This window comes from Umezawaea sp., from assembly GCF_057122925.1.
Map to the genome: position 1 here is coordinate 39,204 of NZ_DBNGPQ010000053.1, position 24,104 is coordinate 63,307.

Sequence of the window (24,104 nt, forward strand, 5' to 3'; positions counted from 1 at the left end):
GGGTGGCTGCTGGTCCTCGTCGGATCGGGGTGGCTGCTGGTCCTCGTCGGATTGGGGTAGCTGCTGGTCCTATCCGGATCGGGTGGCTGTCGGTCTCGTCGGATCGGGTGGCTGCTGGTCCCAGCGGGGTGGCCGATTTGACTCGAGGGCCCCTGGATTTGCCCCTTGATCGGGCTTGCGGGCAGGGGCGGTGGCCTGCCCGATCCACCAGGGTAAGGGGCAAATCCCCCGAGTGAAATCGGCCACGGTCTAGGGCACCGACCTCCGGTTTGTCGGTCAATCGGCACACATCCTGATCAGCCAGGTCAGGCAGGTCCCGATCTGTTCAAGTCCCAGTCCGAGCCCCAGCCCCAGCCCGAGTCCGGTTTCGCTCCCGTCTCCGTCTCCGTCTCCGTCTCCAGTCTGCTCTGTCCGGTTCCGTATCTATTGGCTGAGCCGGGTCTTCCGATCGAGTGACCGTCTTCACCCGTCCGGCGGATCAAGAAAACGAAAAGGACCCCGCCACCAGCGGGGTCCTTTGTCGATGTCTGGGAATCAGGCCTGGAGAACGGCCTCGATCTCCAGGGAGATGGCGATCTTGTCGCCGATGACCACGCCGCCGCCGTCGAGCGGCATGTGGATGTCGATGCCGAAGTCGTTGCGGGAGATCTCCGCGGTGGCGGAGAAGCCGACGCGGGTGCCGCCGTACGGGTCCGGGCCGAAGCCGTTCAGCTCCAGCTTGAGCGGGACGCTCTTCACGACGCCGTGCAGGTCGAGTTCACCGTCGAGGATGAAGTCGTCGCCGTCGGCGCGCAGGCCGGTGGAGCGGTAGGTCATGGTCGGGTACTTCTCGACCTCGAAGAAGTCCGCGGAGCGGATGTGGTTGTCGCGGTCCGCGTTGTTGGTGTCGATCGACGTCAGGTCGATCGTCGCGGTCACGGAGGAGTCGGCGGGGTTCTCCGCGGTGACCAGGGTGCCCTCGAACGTGCGGAAGCTGCCGCGGACCTTGCTGACCATCAGGTGCCGGACGCTGAACGAGACGGCCGAGTGGGTGGCGTCGATGGTCCAGGTGCCGGCGACGTAGCCGGGGATCTGGATGGCGGTGGTCATTGCGTTGTCCTCCGTGAGGGGGTCGTAGTGGCTCTGGTTGAACATTGAACTACAACGCTTGACGTTTAAAGTGATTCCCCGCTGTGTCATGGATCACTCTCCGAAATCGGGTGATCTATCGGAGACCCGGTTGGCTGATCGTCAAGCTCCACGCCGCTCGATACGGTGCGATCCATGACCGCACCCGAGCGCTCTAGGCTCGCGCGAGATCGACTGTCGCGCGAGTTACGCAGGCTGCGGACCGAGGCCCGGATGACCGGTACGGCCACGGCGCAGGCGACCGGTATGAGCCAGTCGAAGCTCTCGAAGATCGAGAACGGCATGTTGCTGCCGTCGGTGATCGACGTCGAACGCCTGGTGGCGGAGTTGTCCGCCACGAGGGAGACCCGATTAGAGCTCGTCGAACTGGCCCGCCAGCTCCACGCCGAAGCCGAGACCAGACGGGTGGTCCTGCACCGGGGGGCGCACCGCCACCAGCAGACGGTGGCCCGCATCGAGGCCCGCGCCACCACCAGCCGCTTCTTCCAGCTCGCGGGCGTTCCGTCCCTGCTCCAGAGCGAGAACTACCTCCGCGTGGTGCTGGCGGCCACGCCGGGCCGCGAGCAGGACTCCGCCGTGACGACGCTGAGAGCCCGACGCGCCCGGCTGGACGACCCGAACAAGAAGTTCATCTTCCTGCTGAGCGAGAGCGCGCTGCGGTGGCGCATGGGGTCCGCCGACCTGATGTGCGACCAGATCGACCACCTCTCCCAGACCATGCGCCGACCCAACGTCCAGCTGGGTGTTGTGCCGTGGTCCGCGGACGCGAACCTCGTTGCGCTGCACGGGTTCCAGGTCTACGACGAGCGGGTGGTGACGATCAGCGTGCTGACCGGGAACGCCACCATCACCGACCCGCACGACGTGCGCGAGTACGTGGCGCTGTTCACCAGGCTGGAGCGCCTGGCGGCCCGTGGCGATCAGCTCGAAGCGCTGCTCGCCCGAATCTCCAGGGACCACCGGCAGCTCGGCTGAGCTGGGCGGTTACTCTGCCGTGGACACATCGTCCCCGCCGGTAGGTGCAGTCCCAGCCTCATGCTGAACATCTTCGCCCGAGCTTCGGTCTCGCGCGTCACCGATCCCATCGGGGCGTGGCTGGTCCGACGCGGGCTCACACCGAACTCCGTCACCGTGCTGGGCACCATCGGCACGGTCGCCGCCACGCTCTGGTTCTTCCCACGCGGCCAGCTCTTCGTCGGCGCGCTCGCGGTCACCGCGTTCGTGCTGTTCGACCTGCTCGACGGGGCCATGGCCAGGGCGCAGGGCAGCGGCACGCCCTTCGGCGCCGTGCTGGACGCGAGCTGCGACCGCATCGCCGACGGCGCCCTGTTCGCGGCGCTGGCCTGGTACGCGTTCGGCGTCGGCAACCGGTGGCTGGCCGTCGCGGCGCTGGTCTCGCTGGTCGCCGCCCAGGTCGTGTCGTACGTGAAGGCGCGCGCCGAGGCGTCCGGGCTCAACGCGGACGGCGGCCTCGCCGAACGGGCGGAGCGGCTGATCGTCGTGCTGGTCGGCTCGGGCCTGTCCGGGCTCGGGGTGCCGTACATCCTGGACGTGGCGCTGTGGCTGTGCGCGGTGCTGACCGCCGCGACGGTCGTGCAGCGCCTGCTCGCGGCGCACCGCGCCGCCACGGAGGTCGTCGGATGAGCATCGGGGAGAGACTGGCCGTGCTCGGGTACTCGGCGGGCTGGAAGCTCGTCCGGGTGCTGCCCGAGCAGTGGGTGCGCCGCGCGTTCGACTTCGCGGCGGACCGGGCCGCCGCGCGCGGCGGGCCCGGGGTCCGGCAGCTGCGCGCGAACCTGTCCCGCGTCGTGCCGCAGGCGGGGGAGAAGGAGCTCGACGAGCTGGTCCGCCAGTCGCTGCGGTCCTACGCCCGCTACTGGCGCGAGGCGTTCCGGCTGCCGTCGATGGACCTCAAGGCCGTCTACGCCACGTGCGACTCGCTCGTCAGCGGCCAGGAGTACCTGGACGCCGCGCTGGAGCAGGGGTCGGGCGCGGTCATCGCGCTCCCGCACAGCGGCAACTGGGACATGGCTGGCGTCTGGCTGGTCGGCCACTCCGGCACGTTCGCCACGGTCGCCGAGCGCCTCAAGCCCGAATCGCTGTACCGGCGGTTCATCGACTTCCGCGAAACCCTCGGCTTCGAGGTGCTGCCGCTGACCGGCGGCGACCGCGCGCCCGCCAAGGTGCTGGCGGAACGGTTGCGCGAGAACAAGGTCGTCTGCCTGCTGGCCGACCGCGACCTCACCGCCACCGGAGTCCCGGTGACGTTCTTCGGCGAGCAGACGATGATGCCCGCCGGTCCGGCGCACCTGGCCGCGACGACCGGAGCGGCGCTGCTGCCGGTGGGCCTGTGGTTCACCGAGGACGGCTGGGTGTTCCGCATCCACCCGCCGATCCGGGTCGCGGGCACCGCGCAGGTCCCGGTGGCCACGCAGGCGCTCGCCGACGTCTTCGCCGCCGACATCGCCGCGCACCCCGCCGACTGGCACATGCTCCAGAAGCTCTGGCTGTCCGACCTGCCGGAGAGCAGGCAGCGCGCCCTCGCCCGCAGGCGGGGGTCGCCGTGAAGGTCGGCATCGTCTGCCCGTACTCCCTCGACGTCCCCGGAGGGGTGCAGGCGCACGTCGTCGACCTGGCCCGCGCGCTGATCGGCCTCGGCCACGAGGTGAACGTGCTGGCGCCCGCCGACGAGGACACGGCGCTGCCGGACTTCGTCACGTCCGCGGGCCGCGCCGTCGGCATCCCCTACAACGGTTCCGTGGCCCGGCTCTCCTTCGGCCCCGTGTCGTACTCGCGGGTCCGGCGGTGGATCACCGACAACGACTTCGACGTGCTGCACCTGCACGAGCCGACCGCGCCGAGCCTGTCGTTCCTCGCGCTGATGGTGGCGGACGGCCCGATCGTGGCCACGTTCCACACCTCCACGCCGCGCTCGAAGATCCTGGCCGCGTTCCAGGTCGTGCTCCAGCCGTTCGTGGAGAAGATCACCGCCCGGATCGCGGTGTCCGCGCTGGCCAGGCGGGTGCAGGTCGAGCACCTCGGGGGTGACGCGGTCGAGATCCCCAACGGCGTGGACGTCGGGTTCTTCGCCGACGCGGAGCCGCTGGAGGGCTACCCGCGCGAGGGCGGCACGATCGGGTTCGTCGGCCGCTTCACCGAGCCCCGCAAGGGGATGCAGGTGCTGCTGGAGGCGTTCCGCGTGCTCGCCGCCGAACTGCCGGACCTCCAGCTCCTGGTGGTCGGGCGGGGTGACGACGAGGAGCTGCTCAAGGACGCCGGACCCGAGCTGGCCCGGCGGATCGTGCTGCTCGGGCAGGTCGACGACGAGACCAAGGCGCGCGCGCTGCGCAGCGTCGACGTGTACTGCGCGCCGAACACCGGCGGCGAGAGCTTCGGCATCATCCTGACCGAGGCGATGTCCGCGGGCGCGGCGGTCGCCGCCAGCGACCTGGACGCGTTCCGGCGGGTGCTGGACGACGGCAAGGCCGGGGTGCTGACGCCGGTCGAGGACTCCGCGGCGCTGGCCGACGGGCTGCGGGACCTGCTCGCCGACGCGGGGCGTCGCGCCGACTTCGTCGAGGTCGCCCGGCAGCGGGTGATGACCTTCGACTGGTCCGTCGTCGCGAACCAGGTGCTGCGCGTGTACGAGAGCGCCATGGCCGCCGACCCGCGCCGCGTCGGGGAGGCCGAGGAGTGACCAGTTCGTGGTTCGTGACGACGCTGCTGGTCGTCCTCGCGCTGGTCGTCCTCATCGGACCCTGGGTGCTCGGCACGGCGAACCGGCTCGACCGGCTGCACGTGCGCACGGACGCCGCCTGGGCGGGCCTGGACGCGGCACTGGCCCGCCGCGCCGTCGTGACCAGGACCGTCGTCACGGCCGTGCTCGACGCGGACGAGGCGACGATGCTGCGCAACGTGGCCGACCGGGCGGAACGCGCGCCGCGCGCCGAGCGGGAGGCCGCGGAGAACGAGCTGAGCGGACTGCTCGCCGACCTGGACCGCGCCGCCCTGCCCCCCGTGCTGGCGGCGGAGCTGGCCGACGCCGAGCAGCGGGTCGTGCTGGCGCGGCGGGTGCACAACGACGCCGTGCGCGACACGCTGTCGCTGCGCGGGAGGCGGGCCGTCCGGTGGCTCAAGCTCGCGGGCACCGCGCCGCGGCCGGAGTACTTCGAGATCGCCGAACCACTCGAAGCCGCCGAGTCGACCGTCCTCACGCCCCGCACGTCGGCGCGCGTGCTGCTCGTGGACGGCTCGGGACGGGTGCTGCTGTTCGAGGGCAACGACCCGGCGAGGCCGCAGGAGTCGTTCTGGTTCACCGTCGGCGGCGGCGTCGATCCCGGTGAGGACCTGCGCGCGGCGGCCGTGCGCGAGGTCGCCGAGGAGACCGGCCTGAAGCTCGCCGAGGCCGACCTGGTCGGGCCGGTGTGGAAGCGGCACACCGTGTTCAGCTTCGACGGCCTGAGCTACGCGGCCGAGGAGTGGTTCTTCCTCGCGGACGCGGTGCCGGAGGGCTTCGAGGTCGACACCTCGGGCTGGGACGACGTCGAGCGGCTGACCATCCGGCGGCACCGCTGGTGGTCCTCGGACGAGCTGCGCGCGACCGAGGACGCCGTGTACCCGGTGCAGCTGGCCGACCTGCTGCCGGACGTGCTCGGCGGGGTGTGGGACGGGTCGCTGCGGACCGTGCGCTAGCCGTGCCGACCGGTGAGGTCCACCGGGTTGTTCGGGCTGCTCGTGGTCGGCCCCGGCGTTGGTCCCGCTGATCTGCTTCGACGCCGGGCCGTACCTCGTGGAGCCGCGCCGGGCACTCGGCTGAGTGCGCTGCGGCAAACGGGTGTCACCTGTATTGGGGACGCGTTTCTCCACTGGATCGGCTTTCCTGGTGGTCGGGGAATCACGCCGGGGGAGGCGTTGTGGGGGAAGTCGTGGGGCAGGACGAGCGTGTCCGCACGTTGCTGAGAGCGCTGGTGCGGAGGGTCCACGAGCTGGGGCCGCTGGAGGGCGGGGCACCGGTGCTGGACGTGCAGGAGTTGGGGGTGCGGTGCGTGTTGACGCCCGCCGACCGCGGGGACGGGGCCGTGTTGAGCCCGCGGGAGCGCGAGGTCGCGCGGATGGTCGGGCTGGGGTTCACCAACAAGATGATCGCGGCGGCGCTGGGGATCAGCCTCTACACGGTGTCGACGCACCTGCGGCGGATCTTCGCGAAGCTCGACGTGCCGACCAGGGCGGCGATGGTGGCGGTGCTGGCCGGGCAGCGGGTCGTGGACGGGTGACGCGGTCCGGGCCCTCCCGCGCCGTGGCGGGAGGGGCCGGACGCCGCCCCGCTACACGGCGGTGATGACCTCGCTGCCGTACGCGGCCAGGGTTTTGTCCTTCTCGTCGTGCATGAGGTAGAGGGCGAAGTTGGTCACGCCGATCTCCGCGAGCTCCTGGAGCCGGTCGACGTGGGCCTCCGCCGGGCCGGTCAGGCAGAACCGGTCGACGATCTCGTCCGGGACGAAGTCCGTCGACCGGTTGCCCGCCCTGCCGTGGTGGCTGTAGTCGTAGCCCTCGCGGCCCTTGATGTAGTCGGTCAACGCCTCGGGCACCACGCCCGAGTCGCCGTACCGCGCCACCAGGTCCGCGACGTGGTTGCCGACCATGCCGCCGAACCAGCGGAGCTGGTCCCGCTGGTGGGCCAGGTCCGTGCCGACGTAGGCGGGCGCCGCCACGCACATGGTGATGGCGTCGGGGTCGCGGCCCGCCGCCGTGGCGGCGTCGCGCACCGAGCCGATGGTCCACCTGGCGATGTCCGGGTCGGCGGTCTGGAGGATGAAGCCGTCCGCCTGCTCGCCCACCATCTTGAGCGCCTTCGGGCCGTAGGCGGCCATCCAGATCTCCAGCTTCCCGTCGCGCACCCACGGGATGCGGACCGGGGTGCCGTGGTGCTCGACCTCCCGGCCCTCCGCCAGCTCCTTGATGACCGTCATGGCCCTGCCGAGGGTGGCGAGGGTCGCGGGGGGCCTGCCGATGACCCTCCTCGCCGAGTCGCCCCTGCCGATGCCGCACACCGTGCGGTTGCCGAACATGTCGTTGAGGGTGGCGAACAGGGACGCGGTCACCGACCAGTCCCTGGTGCTCGGGTTGGTCACCATCGGCCCCACCACGAGGTTCGTGGTGTTCGCCAGGACCTGGGAGTAGATGACGAACGGCTCCTGCCAGAGCACGGCCGAGTCGAACGTCCAGCCGTAGCTGAAGCCGTTGTCCTCGGCGGATCTCATGCCCGCCACGACGTCGCTCGCGGGCGGGTCGGTTTGCAGTACGACACCGAAGTCCATGCCGCCACCCCTCCTAGATCAGGTACTGGTTGAGGTCGCGGCCGAGGAACTTGCCGTGGCCCGCGCCGCCGTGGAAGCCCGATCCGTCCACGACGACCGCGCCGCGCGACAGCACCGTGTCGACCCTGCCGGTCAGCTCCATGCCCTCGTAGGCGGAGTAGTCCACGTTCATGTGGTGCGTGGCCGCCGACAGCGTCTGCTCGGCCGACGGGTCGTACACGACGACGTCCGCGTCCGCCCCCGGCGCGATGACGCCCTTGCGGGGGTAGAGGCCGAACATCCTGGCGGGCGTGGTGGAGCTGATCTCGACCCAGCGTTCGAGGGACAGCTCGCCGCGCACGACGCCCTGGTGCAGCAGGTCCATGCGGTGCTCAACGCCCGGCATCCCGTTCGGGATCTTGGAGAAGTCGCCGCGCCCCAACTCCTTCTGGTCCTTGAAGCAGAACGGGCAGTGGTCGGTCGACACCAGCGACAGGTCGTTGGTGCGCAGCCCGCGCCACAGCTCGGTCTGGTGCTCCTTCGGGCGCAGCGGGGGAGAGGCCACGTACTTCGCGCCCTCGAAGTCCGGCTTCGCCAGGTCCTCCAGCGACAGGAACAGGTACTGGGGGCAGGTCTCGGCGAAGACGTTCTGGCCGGTGTCGCGAGCCTTCGTCACCGCGTCCAGCGCGTGCGACGCCGACAGGTGGACGATGTAGAGCGGGGAACCGGTCACCTTCGCCAGCGCGATGGCCCTCGACGTCGCCTCGCCCTCCAGCTCCGGCGGCCTGGTGAGGCCGTGCTGGACGGGGTCGGTCCGGCCGTTCGCGAGCGCTTGCGCGACGAGCTGGTCGATCGCGATGCCGTTCTCCGCGTGCATCATGACCGTGGCGCCGGTCTCGCGGGCCTTCTGCATGGCGCGCAGGATCTCGCCGTCCGTGGCGTAGAAGACGCCGGGGTAGGCCATGAACATCTTGAACGTGTTCACGCCCGCGTCGATGCAGGACTCCATCTCCTTCAACGACGAGTCGTTGACGTCGGAGACGATCATGTGGAACCCGTAGTCGACGGCGCAGTTGCCGTCGGCCTTGGCGTGCCACTTGTCCAGTGTGGACAGGAGGGAGGTCCCCTTGGCCTGCACGGCGAAGTCGATGATCGTCGTCGTGCCGCCCCACGCGGCGGCCACCGTCCCCGTCTCGAACGTGTCCGCGCTGGACGTGCCGCCGAACGGCATCTCCATGTGCGTGTGGCCGTCGATCCCGCCGGGGATCACGTACTTGCCGGTCGCGTCGATGACGGTGTCGGCCTGGACCTCGAAACCGGGAGCCACGAGGGCGGCGATCTTCTCGCCCCGCACCAGCACGTCTGCGGCGACCGCGCCCGTCGCGTTCACGACGGTGCCACCGCGGATCAGGGTGCTCACGGCCGCACCAGCGAGTCGTAGGTGTCGGGCCTGCGGTCGCGGTAGAACGCCCACAGGTCGCGGACCTCCGTCAGCAGGTCCATGTCCAGGTCGCGGACGACGATCTCCTCCTCGGTGTCGGACGCCGCCTCGCCGACGAGCTGGCCGCGCGGGTCGGCGAAGTACGTCTGGCCGTAGAAGTCGTTGTCGCCCAGCGGTTCCACGCCGACGCGGTTGATCGTGCCGACGAAGTACTCGTTCGCCACGGCCGCGGCGGGCTGCTCCAGCCGCCACAGGTACTCCGACAGGCCGCGGCTGGTCGCCGACGGGTTGAACACGATCTTCGCGCCCGCCAGGCCGAGCGCCCGCCAGCCCTCGGGGAAGTGGCGCTCGTAGCAGATGTAGACGCCGATCCGGCCGACCGCGGTGTCGAACACCGGGTAGCCGAGGTTGCCCGGCTTGAAGTAGAACTTCTCCCAGAACCCCTTGACCTGCGGGATGTGGTTCTTGCGGTGCTTGCCCAGGTACGTGCCGTCCGCGTCGATCACCGCGGCGGTGTTGTAGTAGACGCCGGGCTGCTCCTCCTCGTACATGGGCACCACGAGCACCACGCCGTGCTGCGCGGCGACCTCGCACATCAACCGGGTCGTCGGACCGTCGGGGATCTGCTCGGTGTAGGAGTAGTAGTCCGCGTCCTGCACCTGGCAGAAGTACGGGCCGTAGAACAGTTCCTGGAGGCAGACCACCTGCGCGCCCCGCGAGGCCGCCGTGGCGATGGCCGCGACCGCGTTCGCGATCATCGACTCCTTGTCGCCGGTCCACTTCGCCTGGATCAGGCCGGCTCGGACGATGTTCGTCACTTGATCACTCCCTCGTTGCTGCGGTCGGCCGCTGTCCGCGACAGCGCCAGGTAGGTGACGAGTCCGCCGACCAGGCCGACCACCCAGTTGTAGTCGTAGAGCGGCTTGAGGAACGGGATCAGCCCGTCGGCCGGGAACGGGCCGCCGTAGGCGCCGCCGACCGCGAGGACGCCGCCGACGGCGGTCGCGACGACCGCGCGGTAGTTCCAGCCCCCGGAGAACCAGTAGGCCCCCCTGCCGTCCATGTAGAGCGCGTCGAGTTCGATGCGGGTCCCGCCGAGCAGCCAGTACCCGGCGATGAACACGCCCGCCACCGACGCCAGCAGGCCGCCGTAGAAGCCCAGCCACGCGAAGATGTAGATGCTCGGGTCGGAGATCAGCCGCCACGGCTGGATCACCACGCCGATCACGCCGGTGATCAGCCCTCCGACCGCGAACGTGATGCGCTTCGGGAACGCGTTGGAGAAGTCGTAGGACGGGCTGACGACGTTCGCCGCGAGGTTCGCCGAGATCGTCGCGAGCACCAGCGCCACCAGCGCGACGACCACGACCAGCGGGTTGTCGAACCGGCTCGCGAGCGTCGCCGGGTCCCAGATGGCCTCGCCGTACAGGGCGATCGAGCCGGACGTCGTCAGGATCGCCACGATCGCGATGAACGACATCGTCGTCGGCAGGCCGAGCACCTGGCCGAGCGCCTGCTTCTTCTGGCTACCGCCGAAGCGGGTGAAGTCCGGCATGTTGAGCGACAGCGTCGACCAGAACGCGATCATGCCCATCAGCGACGGGAAGAACACCTTCCAGAAGTCCGCGCCCCAGCCCAGCTTGGACGGTTCGGACAGGATGGGGCCGAAGCCGCCCGCCTTCACGGCCACGTACGCCAGCAGGACCAGGAAGCCGACCGACACCAGCGGCGCCGTCCAGTTCTCGAACTTGCGGATCGCCTCCATGCCGCGCCAGATGATCAGCATCTGCACGACCCAGAAGCCCAGGAAGCACAGCCACAGCGTCCACTTCTGCCCCAGCACCTCCGGCGCGGCCAGCCACCAGCCGCCGACCAGCTTGCCCACGATCACGTGCAGCGCCAGGCCGCCGACCCACGTCTGGATGCCGAACCAGGCGCACGCGATGAACGCCCTCAGCAGCGCCACCAGGTTGGCCCCGCGCACCCCGTAGAACGCGCGGGCGAACACCGGGAACGGGATGCCGTACTTCGTGCCCGCGTGGCTGTTCAGCAGCATCGGGACCAGCACGATCAGGTTGCCGAGCGTGATGGTCATGAACGCCTGGACCCAGTCCATGCCCAGCGCGATCAGCGACGCCGCGAGCGTGTAGCTGGGGATGTTGTGCGCCATCCCCATCCACAGCGCGAAGAAGTTGTACGTCGTCCAGGTCCGCTGCTCCAGCGGCACCGGGGCCAGTTCGGGGTTGAAGTACCGGCTCTCCGAGATCCCGGAGAAGTCGCGCAGCTCGACTCGCCCATCCGGGTGGCTGATCTGCCTCGTCGATGTGATGTGGCTTGCTGAGGTGGGCTCTGAGGGCTCGACGGCCATCGGTCACATCCCTGTTACGCTGGTGAAACAGCGTGGTCGGTGTGCGCGTTCCATCCCGGAATCCTGGGATGGCGGGTGCGCCGGGGGCAGTGTCGAAGTGTCCACGTTTGCCATGATCAGTGAACACTCCGTCGGTTGCACGTCGACCCGGCCCCGGTGCTCGGGGCGCGGGCGGTCACCGGCTGAGCAGCTCCCGGACCACGTGCGCGTCGTACCGGTCGTCCACCTCCTCGAACGCGACCAGCGCTTGGCGGTACGCCTCGTCGGCCTCGGCGCGGCGGCCCAGTTCGCGGTGGACGGTGCCCAGGTCCCTGAGCGTGACGCCCGCCTGGAACCGGTCGTCGCGGTGCCGGTGGATCCGCAGGGCCGCGAGGAAGTGCTCGACGGCCGGGCCCGGCTCGCCCCTGGCGTGGTGGGCCTTGCCGAGGTCGTGCAGGGTGATCGCCTCGCTGCCCTCGTACCCGAGCCGCCGCTGGAGCTCCAGGGCCTCCCGGTAGTGGGCGATGGCCTCGTCCGGGTTCCCCAGCACCAGGTGGGTGGCGCCGAGGTTGGTGAGGGTGATGCCCAGGCCGTACCGGTCGCCGATCTCCTCCCTGATCCGCAGCGACCGCTCGCAGCAGGCGAGCGCCTCGTCCGGGCGGCCCATGAGCCGGTAGGTCGCGGACAGCGTGACCAGCGTGGAGCCGATGCCGATCCGGTCGCCCGCCTCCTCGTGCAGGCGGAGCGATTCCCGACCCAGTGCGACGGCCTCGTCGAACCGCCGCGCGTGCCGGTGCACCGTGCCGAGCCGCCTCAGCTCCTTCGCCAGCACCCCGCGGTCGCCCGACGCGCGGGCGGACTCGACGGCCAGGGTCTGCAACCGCAGCCACGGGGCCAGGCGCTTGCGGAGGGAGAAGTAGCGGTACATCGCGTTGGCGAAGGGGACCACGTTCCCGCCCCGCCGGTGCTCCTGGACCGCCATCGCCAGGACGGTCTCGTGGTTGAGGTCCATCCACGCGAGCGACGTCCGGTCGCAGAGGTGGTTCTGGATGTGCTCGGCGTGCTCGGCGGCGGTGCGCGGGTAGTACGCGGCCAGCCGCCCCAGCGCCGCCACGCCGTCGGGGTTGGGCACCCCCTCGTCCTCCAGGCAGCTGAGGGCGTAGAGCCGGACGAGGTCGTGGAACCGGTTGTCCCGCTCCAGCAGGTGCGCCGCCCGCAGGTCCGCGAGCAGCCTGCGGGCCCTGGTGGGCGGCACGTCCGCGAGCGCGGCCGTGCTCGCGACGTCGATGTCGCCGGGGTGCAGGGCGAGCAGGCGGAACAGCCGCCGCCGGTCGGGGGCGAGCGCGTCGTAGGACAGGCGGAAGGCCGCGCGCACGGCCCGGTCGTCGCCGTCGTCCAGCACGTCCAGGCGCGCCTCGCGCAGTTCCGCCGCCCAGTCGTTGTCCGGGTCGGACTCGATCAGCGCGGCCATGATCCGCAGCGCCAGCGGCAGCCGCCCGCACCGCTCGGCGATCTCCTCGTCGTCGACCAGCTCGACCGCCTCGGCCAGGCTCAGCACGCCCAGTTCGAGCTGGTCGGCAGAGAGGCTGGTGAGGGTGTTGCGGCTGGAGACCACCACCCGGTGGCCGTCGACCAGGAGCGGCCGGACCTGGGCCGTGGACGACGCGTTGTCCAACAGCAGGAGCGTGCGGTCGCGGCGGGCCATCTCGGTGCGGAACAGGGCCGCCCGCTCCGCCTCGCCCGGCGGGCTCTCGACGCCGAGCATCCACAGCAGCGAGGAGAGCGCCTCCGACGGGGCCACGTGGTGCTCGGGGTCGTAGCCGTGCAGGTCGAGGTAGAGCTTCCCGCCGGGGAAGCGGGTCAGGTGGCCGTACCGCAGCAGCAGCTCGGTCTTGCCGACGCCGCCGAGGCCGTGGACCAGGGTCAGGCCGGTGCCCGCGGCGAGCTCCTCCAGGTCCGGTAATCGGCCCGCGAAGGCGCCGGAGACCGGGGGCAGCCCGTTGAGGGCGGTCGGCCGGTCCGGGGCCTGGTGCAGGACCACCGTGCCGACCCTCTCGGCCTGCACGACCTGGCCGTTGACCTCACCGGTGACCTTGTTGCCCATCGGACAGTTCTACCCGCGGCCGGGTTCGGCGCACCAGGGTTCCCGCGCGGGGAACCGGGCCCCGGCGGGCATCACCCCATCGTGTGGATGTAGATCGACGTCGTTCGTGCCGATGTCTGAGAAGACCACTTCAGGTCCCCTCAAGGTTAGGAACACTGTGTTTCGTACCCGCCCGCGTGGTTCCCTCCGTGCCGCCGCCCTGCTCGCCGTCGGCGCCTCGCCGCTGCTCGCAGGAGTGGCCGCAGCCGCCCCCGCGCCGTCGCTCGACGGTCTGGGGGGCGCGATCGGACAGGGACCCGAGCTGACCAGCGCCGTCACGGACCAGGCAGGCAAGATCGCGAGCGGCAGGTCCGTCGGGCTGCCCGCGCCCACCGACGTGCGGAACTCCACCGTGCTCCAGCAGCCCGCTCCCCAGGCCCCGGACCCCTCGCACGCGCTGCCCGCTCCCCAGAGCCCGGCCGTGCTCGGCGGGTCCGAGGCGCGCGCCCTCCCGGCGGCCTCCTCCCTGCCGCTCGCGGACCAGGTCCAGCTCAACCAGCTCCCGCTGAACCAGCTCCCGAGCACCGACACGCTCCCGAGCACCGATGAACTGCCCGTCCAGCTCCCGCAGCTCGGCAACCTCCCGGTGTCGCTGCCCGGTCTGGGCTAGACCTCGCACCCCCGCAAGCCCATGGCGCAGTGGCACCTGCGTCATGGGCTTGTCGCGTGTGGACGGTCGGCGTTCCGTTGTGGCGGCGGGGTATTCCCCCTCACCCGGCACATCCGCGGATCCTCCCGAATTCCCGGCGGGCGCGTCCCCCGCGTTGCTACCGTTGCGGGACGGGGAGAACCGAGGGGGAACTCATGCCAGTACGCCGGATCACCACCGTGCTCGTCGTCGCGTCCGCCGCGGTGCTCGGCCTGTCCGGGGTCGCCTCCGCCAGCGGGGAGGTCGTGGTTCCGGGCGCACGGCTGACGTTCGACACGCCGACCCACGTCTTCACCCTGTACGACACCGCCGACGACGGCCACGCCGTCTACGCGCGGTGGCAGGTGCAGGGCAGCTCGCCGGTCGTCGGGTACAACCGCGGCGGGCCGGGCTCGGTCGCGCGCTGGTACCTCGACACCCCGACCGGACTGCGCATCACCTACCAGGTGTGCGTGGACACCGAGTTCCAGGACGTCTGCTCGCCGACGCGCGTGGACCGCACCTGACGGACCGGTTCGGCCCGAGCCCCCGACTCGGGCCGAACCGTCACGACCCCAGGTCGTGCACGAGCAGCGCCACGTGCAGCGACAGGATCGACTCCGGGTCCTCCAGGGAGACACCGAGCACCTGTTCGATGCGGGCCAGCTGCTGGTAGTACGCCGTGCGGGACAGGTGCGCCGCCGCCGCGGCGGCCGACTTGTTGCCGCCGTGCTCGCACAGGCGGCGCAGCAGCTCCACCAGCCGGCTGCCCTGGTTGGTGTCGCGGGCCAGGAGCGGCCCCAGTTCGCGGTCGGCGAAGGCGCGGAGCCGCTCGTCCTCGCGCAGCAGGTGCAGCAGCCCGTGCAGGCGCACGTCGTCCAGCCGGTGGTAGAGCCGGGTGCCGGGTGACCGCAGCGCGGCGCCCGCGATGTGCACGGCCTCGCCGAGGCTGCGGCGCACGTCGGCCACGACGGTGACGGTCGTGCCCGCCGCCACGACCACCGGCAGCCCGTGCTGGGTCGTGGCGGCCACCCGGTGCACCTCCTTGGCCAGCCGTCGCAGCACGCCGTCCAGACCCGCCTGAGGTGGCAGGGACAGCAGCGCCCGGACGCTGGTGTCGTCCACGACGCCGACGAGCGCGGGTACGGTCACGCGCCGGGCCGCCAGCGCGGTGGCCTCGGCGAGGTCGCGCAGGACCTCTTGCGTGGCAAGGGTTTGCGCGGGCGCCGGGGACGTGCCGGGGCGGATCGCGACGCCGACGAGCTGCCTGCGCTCCAGGGGCACGCCCAGCGCGGCGGCCCTGGCCGACAGGTCCGCGGGCGGCAGCGCCTCGCCGAGCAGCTGGGCCAGCAGCGTGCGGTGCGTCTGGCGTTCCAGCGACTCGCGGTCGCGGGCCACCAGGCGGTGCACGGCGAGCGCGGACGCGGCGCGCTCGGCGACGACCACGTGCCGGTGCGGCGGCGGCTCGGGGGAGACCAGCACGAGCCTGCCCCAGTCGGCCCCGCGCGCGCCCACGACGGTGACGAGCCAGCCCGCGTCCCGGTGGTAGGCGGTGCGCTCGGTCACCGTGACCGACCGGGACCGCTGGCCCCAGTCGGCGAGCAGCGCCGTCGGGTCCGCGCCCGCCGCGTCGTAGGCCAGCACCTCGTGGCCGAGCGTCTCCAGCACGACCGGCAGCCCGGCGGTGCGGGCCACCTCGCGCAGCACCTCGGCGGGTTCGGCGCCCGCCACCGTCAGCGCGGTGAACGTCTCGTGCACCTGTTCGGCGGCCCGCAGCTCGGCGAGCTGGGCGTCCACGATCAGCGCAACGACGGCCTCGGTGACGGTCACGAACCGGGTCTCGTTGGCGAGCGTGACCAGGGGCAGCCCGTGCTTCTCGGCCGCGGCGACGAGGGAGCGGGGGATCTCCTCGCTCCACCGCCGCACCAGCTCCACGACGAGCCCCGCGGCGCCCACGGCGGCCAGGTCGTCGACGTAGCGGGTGAGGCCCGCGTCGTCGGCCGGGAGCAGCAGCCCGGTCGTCAGCACGAGTTCGCCGCCGCGCAGCAGGTGGGCTATGTCCGCGACCTCGGCGACGTGCGCCCAGCGCACCCTGCCCTGCATCCCGGAGGCACCCGCGACCACCGTCGGACCGCCGCGGCGGACCACCGGCAGGGCGAGCGCTTCGGCGACCGTCGGGTACATGGACACAACGTAATGCGGTCACCGCGAAAGCGGTACACGTTGTGCATGGCGGGCGGTCGCCCGCGCCACCAGACTCCTGAGCAGGACCTACCTCACGGAGGACGCTGATGGCTGCCCAAGAACAGGGGAAGCACCGGGAGCTGCTGGCCCGGCACCGAGCGGTCATGCCCAACTGGATGGCCCTGTACTACGACGAGCCGATCGAGATCGCGAGCGCGAGCGGCAGGCGGGTGACCGACCGCGAGGGTCGCACGTACCTCGACTTCTTCGCGGGCATCCTGACCAACGCCGTCGGCTACGACGTCCCCGAGATCAGCGACGCCGTGCGCGCCCAGCTCGCGACCGGCGTGTTCCACACCTCGACGCTCTACCTGATCGAGAAGCAGGTGGAGCTGGCCGAGAAGATCGCCGAGCTGTCGGGCATCCCGGACGCCAAGGTGTTCTTCACCAACTCGGGCACCGAGGCCAACGAGACGGCGCTCATGCTCGCCACCCAGTACCGCCGCAGCGACCAGGTCATCGCGCTGCGCAACTCCTACCACGGGCGCGCGTTCGCGACCGTCGCGATCACCGGCAACCGCGGCTGGTCGGCCAGCTCGCTGAGCCCGGTCAAGGTGAGCTGGGTGCACGGCGGCTACCGCTACCGCAGCCCGTTCCGGCACCTGTCCGACGCCGACTACGTCAAGGCCTGCGTGGACGACCTGCGCGAGGTCATCGAGGTGACCACGTCCGGTGACGTGGCCTGCATGATCGTCGAGCCGATCCAGGGCGTCGGCGGGTTCACCCTGCCGCCGGACGGGCTGTTCGCCGCGTTCCAGGAGGTGCTGGACGAGTACGGCGTCCTGCTGGTCTCCGACGAGGTGCAGACCGGCTGGGGCCGGACCGGCGAGCACTTCTGGGGCATCCAGGCGCACGGCGTGGTGCCGGACGCGATGACGTTCGCGAAGGGCCTCGGCAACGGGCTCGCGATCGGCGGTGTCGTGGCGCGCGGCGACCTGATGGACTGCCTCGGCGCGAACTCGCTGTCCACGTTCGGCGGCAACCCCGTGTCCACGGCGGGAGCCCTGGCGACGCTGGACTACGTGCTGGAGCACGACCTCCAGGCCAACGCCGCGAAGCTCGGCGCCCGGCTGTTCGAGGGCCTGCGGGCCATCGCGGCGGAGAACCCGGTCATCGGCGACGTGCGCGGCAAGGGGCTGATGATCGGCGTCGAACTGGTGGACGCGGACGGCGCGCCCGCTCCGAAGGCGGCCGTCGCGGTGCTCGAAGGGGCGCGCGAGCGCGGTCTCCTGATCGGCAAGGGCGGCCTGTACGGCAACGTGATCCGGCTCGCGCCGCCGATGACGCTGACCGACGACGAGGTCGAGGAGGCCCTCGTGGCGCTGCGCGGGGCGATCGAGGGGGCGTCGGCGTGAGGATCACGCACCGGATCGGCGGCAAGCCGTGGACCGGCACCGCCGAGCGCTCCGGCGACGTCTACGACCCGGCCACCGGCCGCGTCGCCGCCAGGGTCGACTTCGCCAGCGCGGCCGACGTGGACGAGGCCGTGGCGGCGGCGAAGGCGGCGTTCACCGGGTGGCGCGGCGCGTCCCTCGCTCAGCGCGCGTCGGTCGTGTTCGCGTTCCGCGAGCTGTTCAACGCCCGCAAGGCCGACCTGACCGCGATCGTGACCGCCGAGCACGGCAAGGTGCTCTCCGACGCCGCGGGGGAGGTCCAGCGGGCTCTGGAGGCCGTCGAGTTCGCCTGCGGAATCCCGAGCCTGCTCAAGGGCGGCTTCAGCGAGAACGCCTCCACCAAGGTCGACGTCTACTCGATCCTCCAGCCGCTCGGCGTGGTCGGGGTGATCTCGCCGTTCAACTTCCCGGCGATGGTGCCGCTCTGGTTCGTGCCGAACGCCATCGCCTGCGGCAACACCGTGGTGCTCAAGCCGAGCGAGAAGGACCCGTCCGCGGCGAACTTCATCGCGGAGCTGTTCGCCGAGGCGGGTCTGCCCGACGGCGTGCTGAACGTCGTGCACGGCGACAAGGTCGCGGTGGACCGGATCCTGGAGCACCGGGACGTGAAGGCGGTGTCGTTCGTCGGCTCCACGCCGATCGCCCGGTACGTCTACGAGACCGGCACCGCCCACGGCAAGCGCGTGCAGGCGTTGGGAGGGGCCAAGAACCACATGGTGGTGCTGCCCGACGCCGACCTCGACCTCGCGGCGGACGCGGCGGTGTCGGCGGGCTTCGGCTCGGCGGGCGAGCGCTGCATGGCGATCTCCGTCGTCGTCGCGGTCGACCCGGTCGCCGACGAGCTGGTGGACAAGATCCGCGACCGGATCGCGGACCTGCGCGTCGGCGACGGCCGCCGCCAGGGCTGCGAGATGGGGCCGCTGGTCACGGGCGCGCACCGGGACAAGGTGGTGTCCTACGTGGACACCGGCGTGGCCGAGGGCGCGTCGCTCGTGGTCGACGGGCGCGGTCACCCGATCGACGGCGACGAGGGCGGGTTCTGGCTGGGACCCACGCTGTTCGACCACGTCCGCACGGACATGGGCGTGTACACCGACGAGATCTTCGGCCCGGTGCTGTCCGTGCTGCGCGTGCCGACCTACGACGACGCGGTGGAGGTCGTCAACGACAACCCCTACGGCAACGGCGCCGCGATCTTCACCAACGACGGCGGCGCGGCGCGGCGGTTCCAGAACGAGGTCGAGGTCGGCATGGTCGGCGTGAACGTGCCGATCCCGGTCCCGGTCGCGTACTACTCGTTCGGGGGCTGGAAGGACTCGCTGTTCGGCGACTCCCACGCCTACGGGCCGGAGGGCGTGCACTTCTTCACCCGCACGAAGGTGGTCACCAGCCGGTGGCTCGACCCGTCGCACGGCGGCGTCAACCTGGGGTTCCCGCGGAACACCTGACCGGGAGCGGTCGTGGGAACCACGTCCCACGACCATTTCCCGCGCTCTGCTTCCATTTCTTATGAATGTGTTCCGAAATTGTCGGATGGGGTCGCGAAATGTTCGCGGCCCCATTTTTCTGTGACCGGGTGGAATACCCGTCCGTTGTTCCGGGGAAGTTGGAGTCGCGTCGAACGACCGCGTACTCTCGATCCGGACGCGCGCATCCGGCGCCGGGGTACTGGTGCGTGACGGAAATCGTGCTAGGAGAACCCTGAAGTGGCCATCACGCCTCAAGGCGACCCACCCGATCTGGTGTTGACCGGGAACATCGACGCGGCGGACCTGGAAGCGCTGCGCTCGACCCTCCTCGACGGCGGAGCGGGTTCGCCCCGCGGCGAGGTCAGGGTCGACCTGCGCCAGGTCCCCTTCCTGCCGCTCGCGACCGTGCGCACGCTGGTCAGAACGGCGGGGGAGCTGGCGGAGGACGGGCGCAGCCTCGTGCTCAACCTCGCGCCCCACCACGAATGGGCCATCGGCGCGGTCGGCTGGGCGAACGCCCCCGGCCTGGTCATGGCGAACGGAGAAGTGCCGCGGTGAACCACGAGAACTTCCGGCACGACGCGTCCGTGTACTCGGACGACGACGAGTTCCTGGCCATGGCGGTGCCCTTCGTCTCCGAAGGGGTCGAGCTGGGCGAGCCGGTCCTCGTCACCACCACCCCCGCCAACATCACCCTGCTGCGCGGCGCCCTCGGCAAGGCCGCGGACTCGTTCGACCACGCCGAGACGGCCTACTTCGGGCGCAGGCCGCCCGAGCGCGCGACGGAGTTCTTCCGCTACTGGCAGCGCAAGGGCGCGTCGGGCGTCGGGCGCAACGTGCGGGTGCTGGCCGAACCGCTGTGGGCAGGCCGCACCGAGAGCGACGTGCGCGCGTGGCGGCGCATGGAGTCCGGTCTCAACGTCGTCCTCTCGTGCACGAACGTGTGGATGATCTGCCCGTACGACACCAGGGTGGTGGACGCCGAGGGCGTCGCGCACGCGCTGAAGACCCACCCCGCGGACGTGCGCGGCACCGAGTCGGTCCCGTCGCCCGACTACGTCGACCCGGTCGAGTACGCGCACGCGTGCGACTCCGTGCCGCTCCCCGAACGCCCGCCCGACGCCGCCGTGCTGCCGCTGCGGGGCGACCTGAACGGGTTGCGGCGCTTCGTCGTCGGCCGCGCGGTGGAGCTGGGCCTCGACGAGGACCGGGCCGCGATGCTGACCGTCGCGGTCGGGGAGACGCTCGCGTTCCTGCGCGACGACGGCCACGTCGCCGTGTGGTCGTGCGACGGCGCGGTCGTGTGCGAGCTCAGCGGTGCGGGCGCGGCGAGCCTCGACCCGTTCGCGGGCTTCCGGCCGCCCGAGGTGTGCGCGCCCGCGGAGCTCGGCGAGGGGCTGTGGATCACCCGGCAGATCTGCGAGGCCGTGGACGTGCGCGTCGACCACGGGGTCACGGTCTTCCGGCTGCGCATGGCGGGCCCGCGCTCGGCCGAGGTCGTCCGGTGGTGACGGTCCCGTCCCCCGGCCCCGCGTCGCCGTGCGGGACGGGGGGCCGGGACCGGCCGGGCCTCAGCCGGGCAGCGGGTCGTAGCGGACGAAGCGGCGGGTGAACGTCGCCGTGCCCGAGGTGAGCGACCGCAGCTCGATCGCGTACCGCAGCAGCGCCGAACTCGGCACCTCCGCGCGGATCGTGGTGTGCGCCGTCGAGTCCGTCTCCGTGCCGAGCACCCGGCCGCGCCTGCCGGACAGGTCGCCCAGCACCGTGCCCAGGTAGTCGTCCGGCAGGCGGATCGTCACCTCGTCCACGGGCTCCAGCAGCGACAGCCCGCTGTTCGCCGCCGCGTCCTTCAGCGCCAGCGACCCCGCCGTCTGGAACGCGGCGTCCGACGAGTCGACCGAGTGCGCCTTGCCGTCGACCACCGTGACCCGGACGTCGACGACCGGGTGGCCGTCGCGCAGCCCGCGCGCCAGCTGGGCCTTCACGCCCTTCTCGATGCTGGGGATGAACTGGTGCGGCACCGCGCCGCCGACGACCTTGTCCACGAACTCGAACCCGCCGCCGCGGGGGAGCGGCTCCACCACGACGTCGCACACCGCGTACTGGCCGTGCCCGCCGGATTGCTTCACGTGCCGCCCGTGGCCCTTGGCCGCGCCGGAGAACGTCTCGCGCAGCGCCACCCGCACCGGCTCGGTGTCCACCTCCGCGCCGCCCGCGCGCAGCCGCGCCAGCACCACGTCGGCGTGCGCCTCGCCCATGCACCACAGCACCATCTGATGGGTCTCGGCGTTGCGCTCCAGCCGCAGCGTCGGATCGCCCGCGACGAGCCGGTTCAGGTTGCGCGCCAGGTTGTCCTCGTCGCTGCGGCTGCGCGGCACGACCGCGACCGGCAGCAGCGGTTCCGGCATCAGCCACGGCGACACCAGCAGCGGTTCGCCGGGCGCGGACACGGTGTCGCCGGTCTCCGCCGAGCCCAGCTTCGTCAGCGCGCACACGTCGCCCGCCACGCAGTACGGCACCTCGCGCAGCGTCGAGCCCAGCGGCGAGTAGACGTGCGCGACCCGCTCGTCCACGTCGTGGTCCTCGTGGCCGCGGTCGGCCATCCCGTGCCCGGACACGTGCACCGCGTTCTCCGGCCGCAGCGTCCCGGAGAACACCCGGACCACGGACACGCGGCCCACGTAGGAGTCCACGGCGGTGCGCACGACCTCGGCCACCAGCGGCCCGTTCGGGTCGGCCGCCAGGCGGGGCCCCGGGATCCCGTCCAGGCCGGTCACCTCGGGCAGCGGGTGCTCCAGCGGGGAGGGGAACGCGCGGGCGATGCCGTCGAGCAGCTCGACCAGACCGGTCCCGGTCGCCGCGCACACCGGCAGCACCGGGTGGAACGAGCCGCGCGCCACCGCCGTCTCCAGGTCCGCGACCAGCGTCGCCTGGTCGATCTCCTCGCCCTCCAGGTAGCGCTCCATGAGCGACTCGTCCTCGCTCTCGGCGATGATCGCCTCGATCAGCTCGGCGCGCTCGGCCTCGAAGCCCTCGGTGTCCCCGGTGATCAGGCCGACCAGACCGTCCCCCCTGGGCAGGTACATCGGCACCACGCCGGCGCCGAAGGCCTCCTGGCACGCCGCGATGGCGGTGGCGACGTCGGCCCGGTGGTGGTCGGTGCGGGTGATCACGACCGCGCGCGGCATCCCGACGGCGGCGCACTCCGCCCACAGCGAGGTGGTGGAGGCGTCCACGCCCTCGAACGCGTTGACCACGAACAGGGCGGCGTCGGCGGCCCGCAGGCCCGCGCGCAGTTCCCCGACGAAGTCGGCGTAACCGGGGGTGTCGATGAGGTTGATCTTGACATCGCGGTGCCGCAGCGGCGCGACGGCGAGGCCCACCGACCGCTGCTGCCGCACGGCCGCGGGGTCGTGGTCGCACACCGTGTTGCCCTCGACGACCGACCCGGCCCGCGTGAGCACGCCGCTCGCCGCGAGCAGTGCCTCGGTCAGGGTGGTCTTGCCCGCTCCCGACGGGCCGACCAGCACGACGTTGCGGACCTTGGCCGGGTCGTCCACAGCGACCGAGCCTGCCGAGTGGCCGTTGTCGTTGTTCTTCGCTCCCATGGAATTGCCCTCCACAACTCGCAGACGCCTTCGATTGCAAGTGTTTAGTGTTCGATCTCACACCCGGACGGGTGGAGGGGACAAGTCGTGGAGTCGATTCCCGGTGCCGGGTCCCCCGCGCGGGCCTGGCCGCGCTGGCGCGGCGGCCACGCGACGTGTCGTAGGCCACCACCTGCGGCGGAATGTGAAGTGGCCTGCCGGGAACGGGGTGGATTGGCCCGCGCCGGCGGTCCACGTCGGTCGTACGATGGCCTGGCCCGAACACCCCTTTTCGAAAGGCTGGCCGTGACCACTTCTTCCAACTCCGACACCGGTCAGGCGACCGGGACCTCGCGCGTCAAGCGCGGCATGGCGGAGATGCTCAAGGGCGGCGTGATCATGGACGTGGTCAACGCCGAACAGGCGAAGATCGCGGAGAACGCGGGCGCCGTCGCCGTCATGGCGCTGGAGCGCGTTCCGGCCGACATCCGCGCGCAGGGCGGCGTGTCCCGGATGAGCGACCCGGACATGATCGACCAGATCATCGCCAGCGTGTCCATCCCGGTCATGGCGAAGGCCCGCATCGGCCACTTCGTCGAGGCGCAGGTCCTCCAGTCCCTCGGCGTCGACTACATCGACGAGTCCGAGGTGCTGACCCCCGCGGACTACGCGAACCACATCGACAAGTGGCAGTTCACCGTGCCCTTCGTCTGCGGCGCCACCAACCTGGGCGAGGCGCTGCGGCGCATCACCGAGGGCGCGGCGATGATCCGCTCCAAGGGCGAGGCGGGCACCGGCGACGTCTCCAACGCCACCACCCACATGCGCAAGATCGGCGGCGAGCTGCGCCGCCTCCAGAACCTCAGCCCCGACGAGCTGTACGTGGCCGCCAAGGAGCTCCAGGCGCCGTACGACCTCGTCCGCGAGGTCGCCGAGGCAGGCAAGCTCCCCGTCGTCCTGTTCACCGCGGGCGGCATCGCCACCCCGGCCGACGCGGCGATGATGATGCAGCTCGGTGCCGAGGGCGTGTTCGTCGGCTCCGGCATCTTCAAGTCGGGCAACCCCGCCGAGCGCGCGGAGGCGATCGTCAAGGCCACCACGTTCTACGACGACCCCGACGTGGTCGCCAAGGTCTCGCGCGGTCTCGGCGAGGCGATGGTCGGCATCAACGTCGAGGAGCTCCCGCAGCCGCACCGGCTCGCCGAGCGCGGCTGGTAGAGCGCCCGTGCCCGACTCCCTGCGCGAGGACCACGTCCGCGAGTTCACCCGCTCGGCGGTCCGCTCTGGCCTGCTCACCGACCAGGAGCTGTACGACGAGGTCCTGCTCGCCGTGACCTCGGAGCTCCCCTTCGTCGAGGAGCCCGAGACCGTCGCGCGCATGTGGATCGAGGAGTTCCGCGACGAGCTGTACCTCGACTCCTCGGGCT

General features: G+C 71.4%; 22 protein-coding genes. 14 read left to right on the forward strand and 8 right to left on the reverse strand.

The window, feature by feature from the left end; translation table 11 throughout:
• Window positions 1–534 precede the first annotated feature (534 nt).
• A complete protein-coding gene (locus tag AC156L_RS11870; RefSeq protein WP_330880316.1) occupies window positions 535–1,089 on the reverse strand; it encodes a YceI family protein in 555 nt (184 codons plus the stop codon).
• A gap of 174 nt (window positions 1,090–1,263) precedes the next feature.
• On the opposite strand from AC156L_RS11870, the gene AC156L_RS11875 reads away from it, so the two are divergent.
• The 6 genes from AC156L_RS11875 (at window position 1,264) to AC156L_RS11900 (ending at window position 6,401) form a co-directional block, all read left to right on the forward strand.
• Window positions 1,264–2,103, forward strand: a complete 840-nt coding sequence (locus tag AC156L_RS11875; RefSeq protein ID WP_330880314.1) for a helix-turn-helix domain-containing protein — start codon at window positions 1,264–1,266, stop codon at window positions 2,101–2,103.
• A 60-nt stretch (window positions 2,104–2,163) separates the two neighbouring features.
• Window positions 2,164–2,772 carry a phosphatidylinositol phosphate synthase gene (gene pgsA / locus AC156L_RS11880; protein WP_330880312.1) on the forward strand — a complete coding sequence of 203 codons (609 nt, stop codon included), beginning with the start codon at window positions 2,164–2,166 and terminating at the stop codon, window positions 2,770–2,772.
• A complete protein-coding gene (locus tag AC156L_RS11885; protein ID WP_330880310.1) occupies window positions 2,769–3,695 on the forward strand; it encodes a phosphatidylinositol mannoside acyltransferase in 927 nt (308 codons plus the stop codon). Before pgsA ends, AC156L_RS11885 begins: the two co-directional genes overlap by 4 nt.
• Window positions 3,692–4,825 carry a glycosyltransferase family 4 protein gene (locus AC156L_RS11890; RefSeq protein ID WP_330880308.1) on the forward strand — a complete coding sequence of 378 codons (1,134 nt, stop codon included), beginning with the start codon at window positions 3,692–3,694 and terminating at the stop codon, window positions 4,823–4,825. Before AC156L_RS11885 ends, AC156L_RS11890 begins: the two co-directional genes overlap by 4 nt.
• Window positions 4,822–5,820, forward strand: a complete 999-nt coding sequence (locus AC156L_RS11895) for an NUDIX hydrolase (RefSeq protein ID WP_330880307.1) — start codon at window positions 4,822–4,824, stop codon at window positions 5,818–5,820. Before AC156L_RS11890 ends, AC156L_RS11895 begins: the two co-directional genes overlap by 4 nt.
• Before the next feature lie 221 nt (window positions 5,821–6,041).
• Entirely contained in the window at window positions 6,042–6,401 is a 360-nt protein-coding gene (locus tag AC156L_RS11900; RefSeq protein WP_330880305.1) for a helix-turn-helix domain-containing protein, read from the forward strand.
• A 51-nt stretch (window positions 6,402–6,452) separates the two neighbouring features.
• Here the strand turns inward: AC156L_RS11900 and AC156L_RS11905 are convergent, their stop codons facing one another.
• The 5 genes from AC156L_RS11905 to AC156L_RS11925 all read right to left on the reverse strand — a co-directional run bounded on the left by AC156L_RS11905 (window position 6,453) and on the right by AC156L_RS11925 (window position 13,316).
• A complete protein-coding gene (locus AC156L_RS11905) occupies window positions 6,453–7,445 on the reverse strand; it encodes a TIGR03842 family LLM class F420-dependent oxidoreductase (protein WP_330880303.1) in 993 nt (330 codons plus the stop codon).
• A 13-nt stretch (window positions 7,446–7,458) separates the two neighbouring features.
• Window positions 7,459–8,844 (reverse strand): dihydropyrimidinase, encoded by a 1,386-nt coding sequence (hydA, locus tag AC156L_RS11910; protein ID WP_330880301.1) that lies wholly within the window; start codon window positions 8,842–8,844, stop codon window positions 7,459–7,461.
• A complete protein-coding gene (locus AC156L_RS11915) occupies window positions 8,841–9,683 on the reverse strand; it encodes a nitrilase-related carbon-nitrogen hydrolase (RefSeq protein ID WP_330880298.1) in 843 nt (280 codons plus the stop codon). The genes hydA and AC156L_RS11915 overlap by 4 nt, the downstream gene beginning before the upstream one ends.
• Window positions 9,680–11,233 (reverse strand): NCS1 family nucleobase:cation symporter-1, encoded by a 1,554-nt coding sequence (locus AC156L_RS11920; protein WP_330880296.1) that lies wholly within the window; start codon window positions 11,231–11,233, stop codon window positions 9,680–9,682. Before AC156L_RS11920 ends, AC156L_RS11915 begins: the two co-directional genes overlap by 4 nt.
• Before the next feature lie 175 nt (window positions 11,234–11,408).
• Entirely contained in the window at window positions 11,409–13,316 is a 1,908-nt protein-coding gene (locus AC156L_RS11925; protein WP_330880294.1) for a tetratricopeptide repeat protein, read from the reverse strand.
• A gap of 157 nt (window positions 13,317–13,473) precedes the next feature.
• Here AC156L_RS11925 and AC156L_RS11930 point away from each other — a divergent pair, with 157 nt between their 5' ends.
• Both AC156L_RS11930 and AC156L_RS11935 read left to right on the forward strand, forming a co-directional pair.
• Window positions 13,474–13,965: a hypothetical protein gene (locus AC156L_RS11930; protein ID WP_330880292.1), complete on the forward strand. Its 492-nt coding sequence runs from the start codon at window positions 13,474–13,476 to the stop codon at window positions 13,963–13,965.
• Window positions 13,966–14,159: 194 nt separating this feature from the next.
• Window positions 14,160–14,510, forward strand: coding sequence for a hypothetical protein (locus tag AC156L_RS11935; protein ID WP_330880290.1), 351 nt, complete (start codon window positions 14,160–14,162; stop codon window positions 14,508–14,510).
• A gap of 40 nt (window positions 14,511–14,550) precedes the next feature.
• On the opposite strand, the gene AC156L_RS11940 is transcribed toward AC156L_RS11935, so the two are convergent.
• Complete coding sequence (locus AC156L_RS11940; protein WP_330880288.1) at window positions 14,551–16,167, reverse strand: PucR family transcriptional regulator; 1,617 nt, start codon at window positions 16,165–16,167, stop codon at window positions 14,551–14,553.
• Between the two features lie 107 nt (window positions 16,168–16,274).
• Between AC156L_RS11940 and AC156L_RS11945 the strand changes: the two genes are divergently transcribed.
• The 4 genes from AC156L_RS11945 (at window position 16,275) to AC156L_RS11960 (ending at window position 20,601) form a co-directional block, all read left to right on the forward strand.
• Complete coding sequence (locus AC156L_RS11945) at window positions 16,275–17,582, forward strand: aspartate aminotransferase family protein (RefSeq protein WP_330880286.1); 1,308 nt, start codon at window positions 16,275–16,277, stop codon at window positions 17,580–17,582.
• A complete protein-coding gene (locus AC156L_RS11950; RefSeq protein ID WP_330880284.1) occupies window positions 17,579–19,069 on the forward strand; it encodes a CoA-acylating methylmalonate-semialdehyde dehydrogenase in 1,491 nt (496 codons plus the stop codon). The genes AC156L_RS11945 and AC156L_RS11950 overlap by 4 nt, the downstream gene beginning before the upstream one ends.
• A gap of 297 nt (window positions 19,070–19,366) precedes the next feature.
• Entirely contained in the window at window positions 19,367–19,648 is a 282-nt protein-coding gene (locus AC156L_RS11955) for an STAS domain-containing protein (RefSeq protein WP_330880282.1), read from the forward strand.
• Window positions 19,645–20,601 (forward strand): MEDS domain-containing protein, encoded by a 957-nt coding sequence (locus AC156L_RS11960; protein WP_330880280.1) that lies wholly within the window; start codon window positions 19,645–19,647, stop codon window positions 20,599–20,601. Before AC156L_RS11955 ends, AC156L_RS11960 begins: the two co-directional genes overlap by 4 nt.
• Before the next feature lie 60 nt (window positions 20,602–20,661).
• Here the strand turns inward: AC156L_RS11960 and AC156L_RS11965 are convergent, their stop codons facing one another.
• Complete coding sequence (locus AC156L_RS11965) at window positions 20,662–22,698, reverse strand: elongation factor G-like protein EF-G2 (protein WP_330880278.1); 2,037 nt, start codon at window positions 22,696–22,698, stop codon at window positions 20,662–20,664.
• Between the two features lie 285 nt (window positions 22,699–22,983).
• On the opposite strand from AC156L_RS11965, the gene pdxS reads away from it, so the two are divergent.
• Both pdxS and AC156L_RS11975 read left to right on the forward strand, forming a co-directional pair.
• Window positions 22,984–23,895, forward strand: a complete 912-nt coding sequence (pdxS, locus tag AC156L_RS11970; protein WP_484406813.1) for a pyridoxal 5'-phosphate synthase lyase subunit PdxS — start codon at window positions 22,984–22,986, stop codon at window positions 23,893–23,895.
• A gap of 7 nt (window positions 23,896–23,902) precedes the next feature.
• Window positions 23,903–24,104 (forward strand): hypothetical protein (locus tag AC156L_RS11975; protein WP_484406814.1); only part of this gene is annotated, 202 nt, incomplete at its 3' end.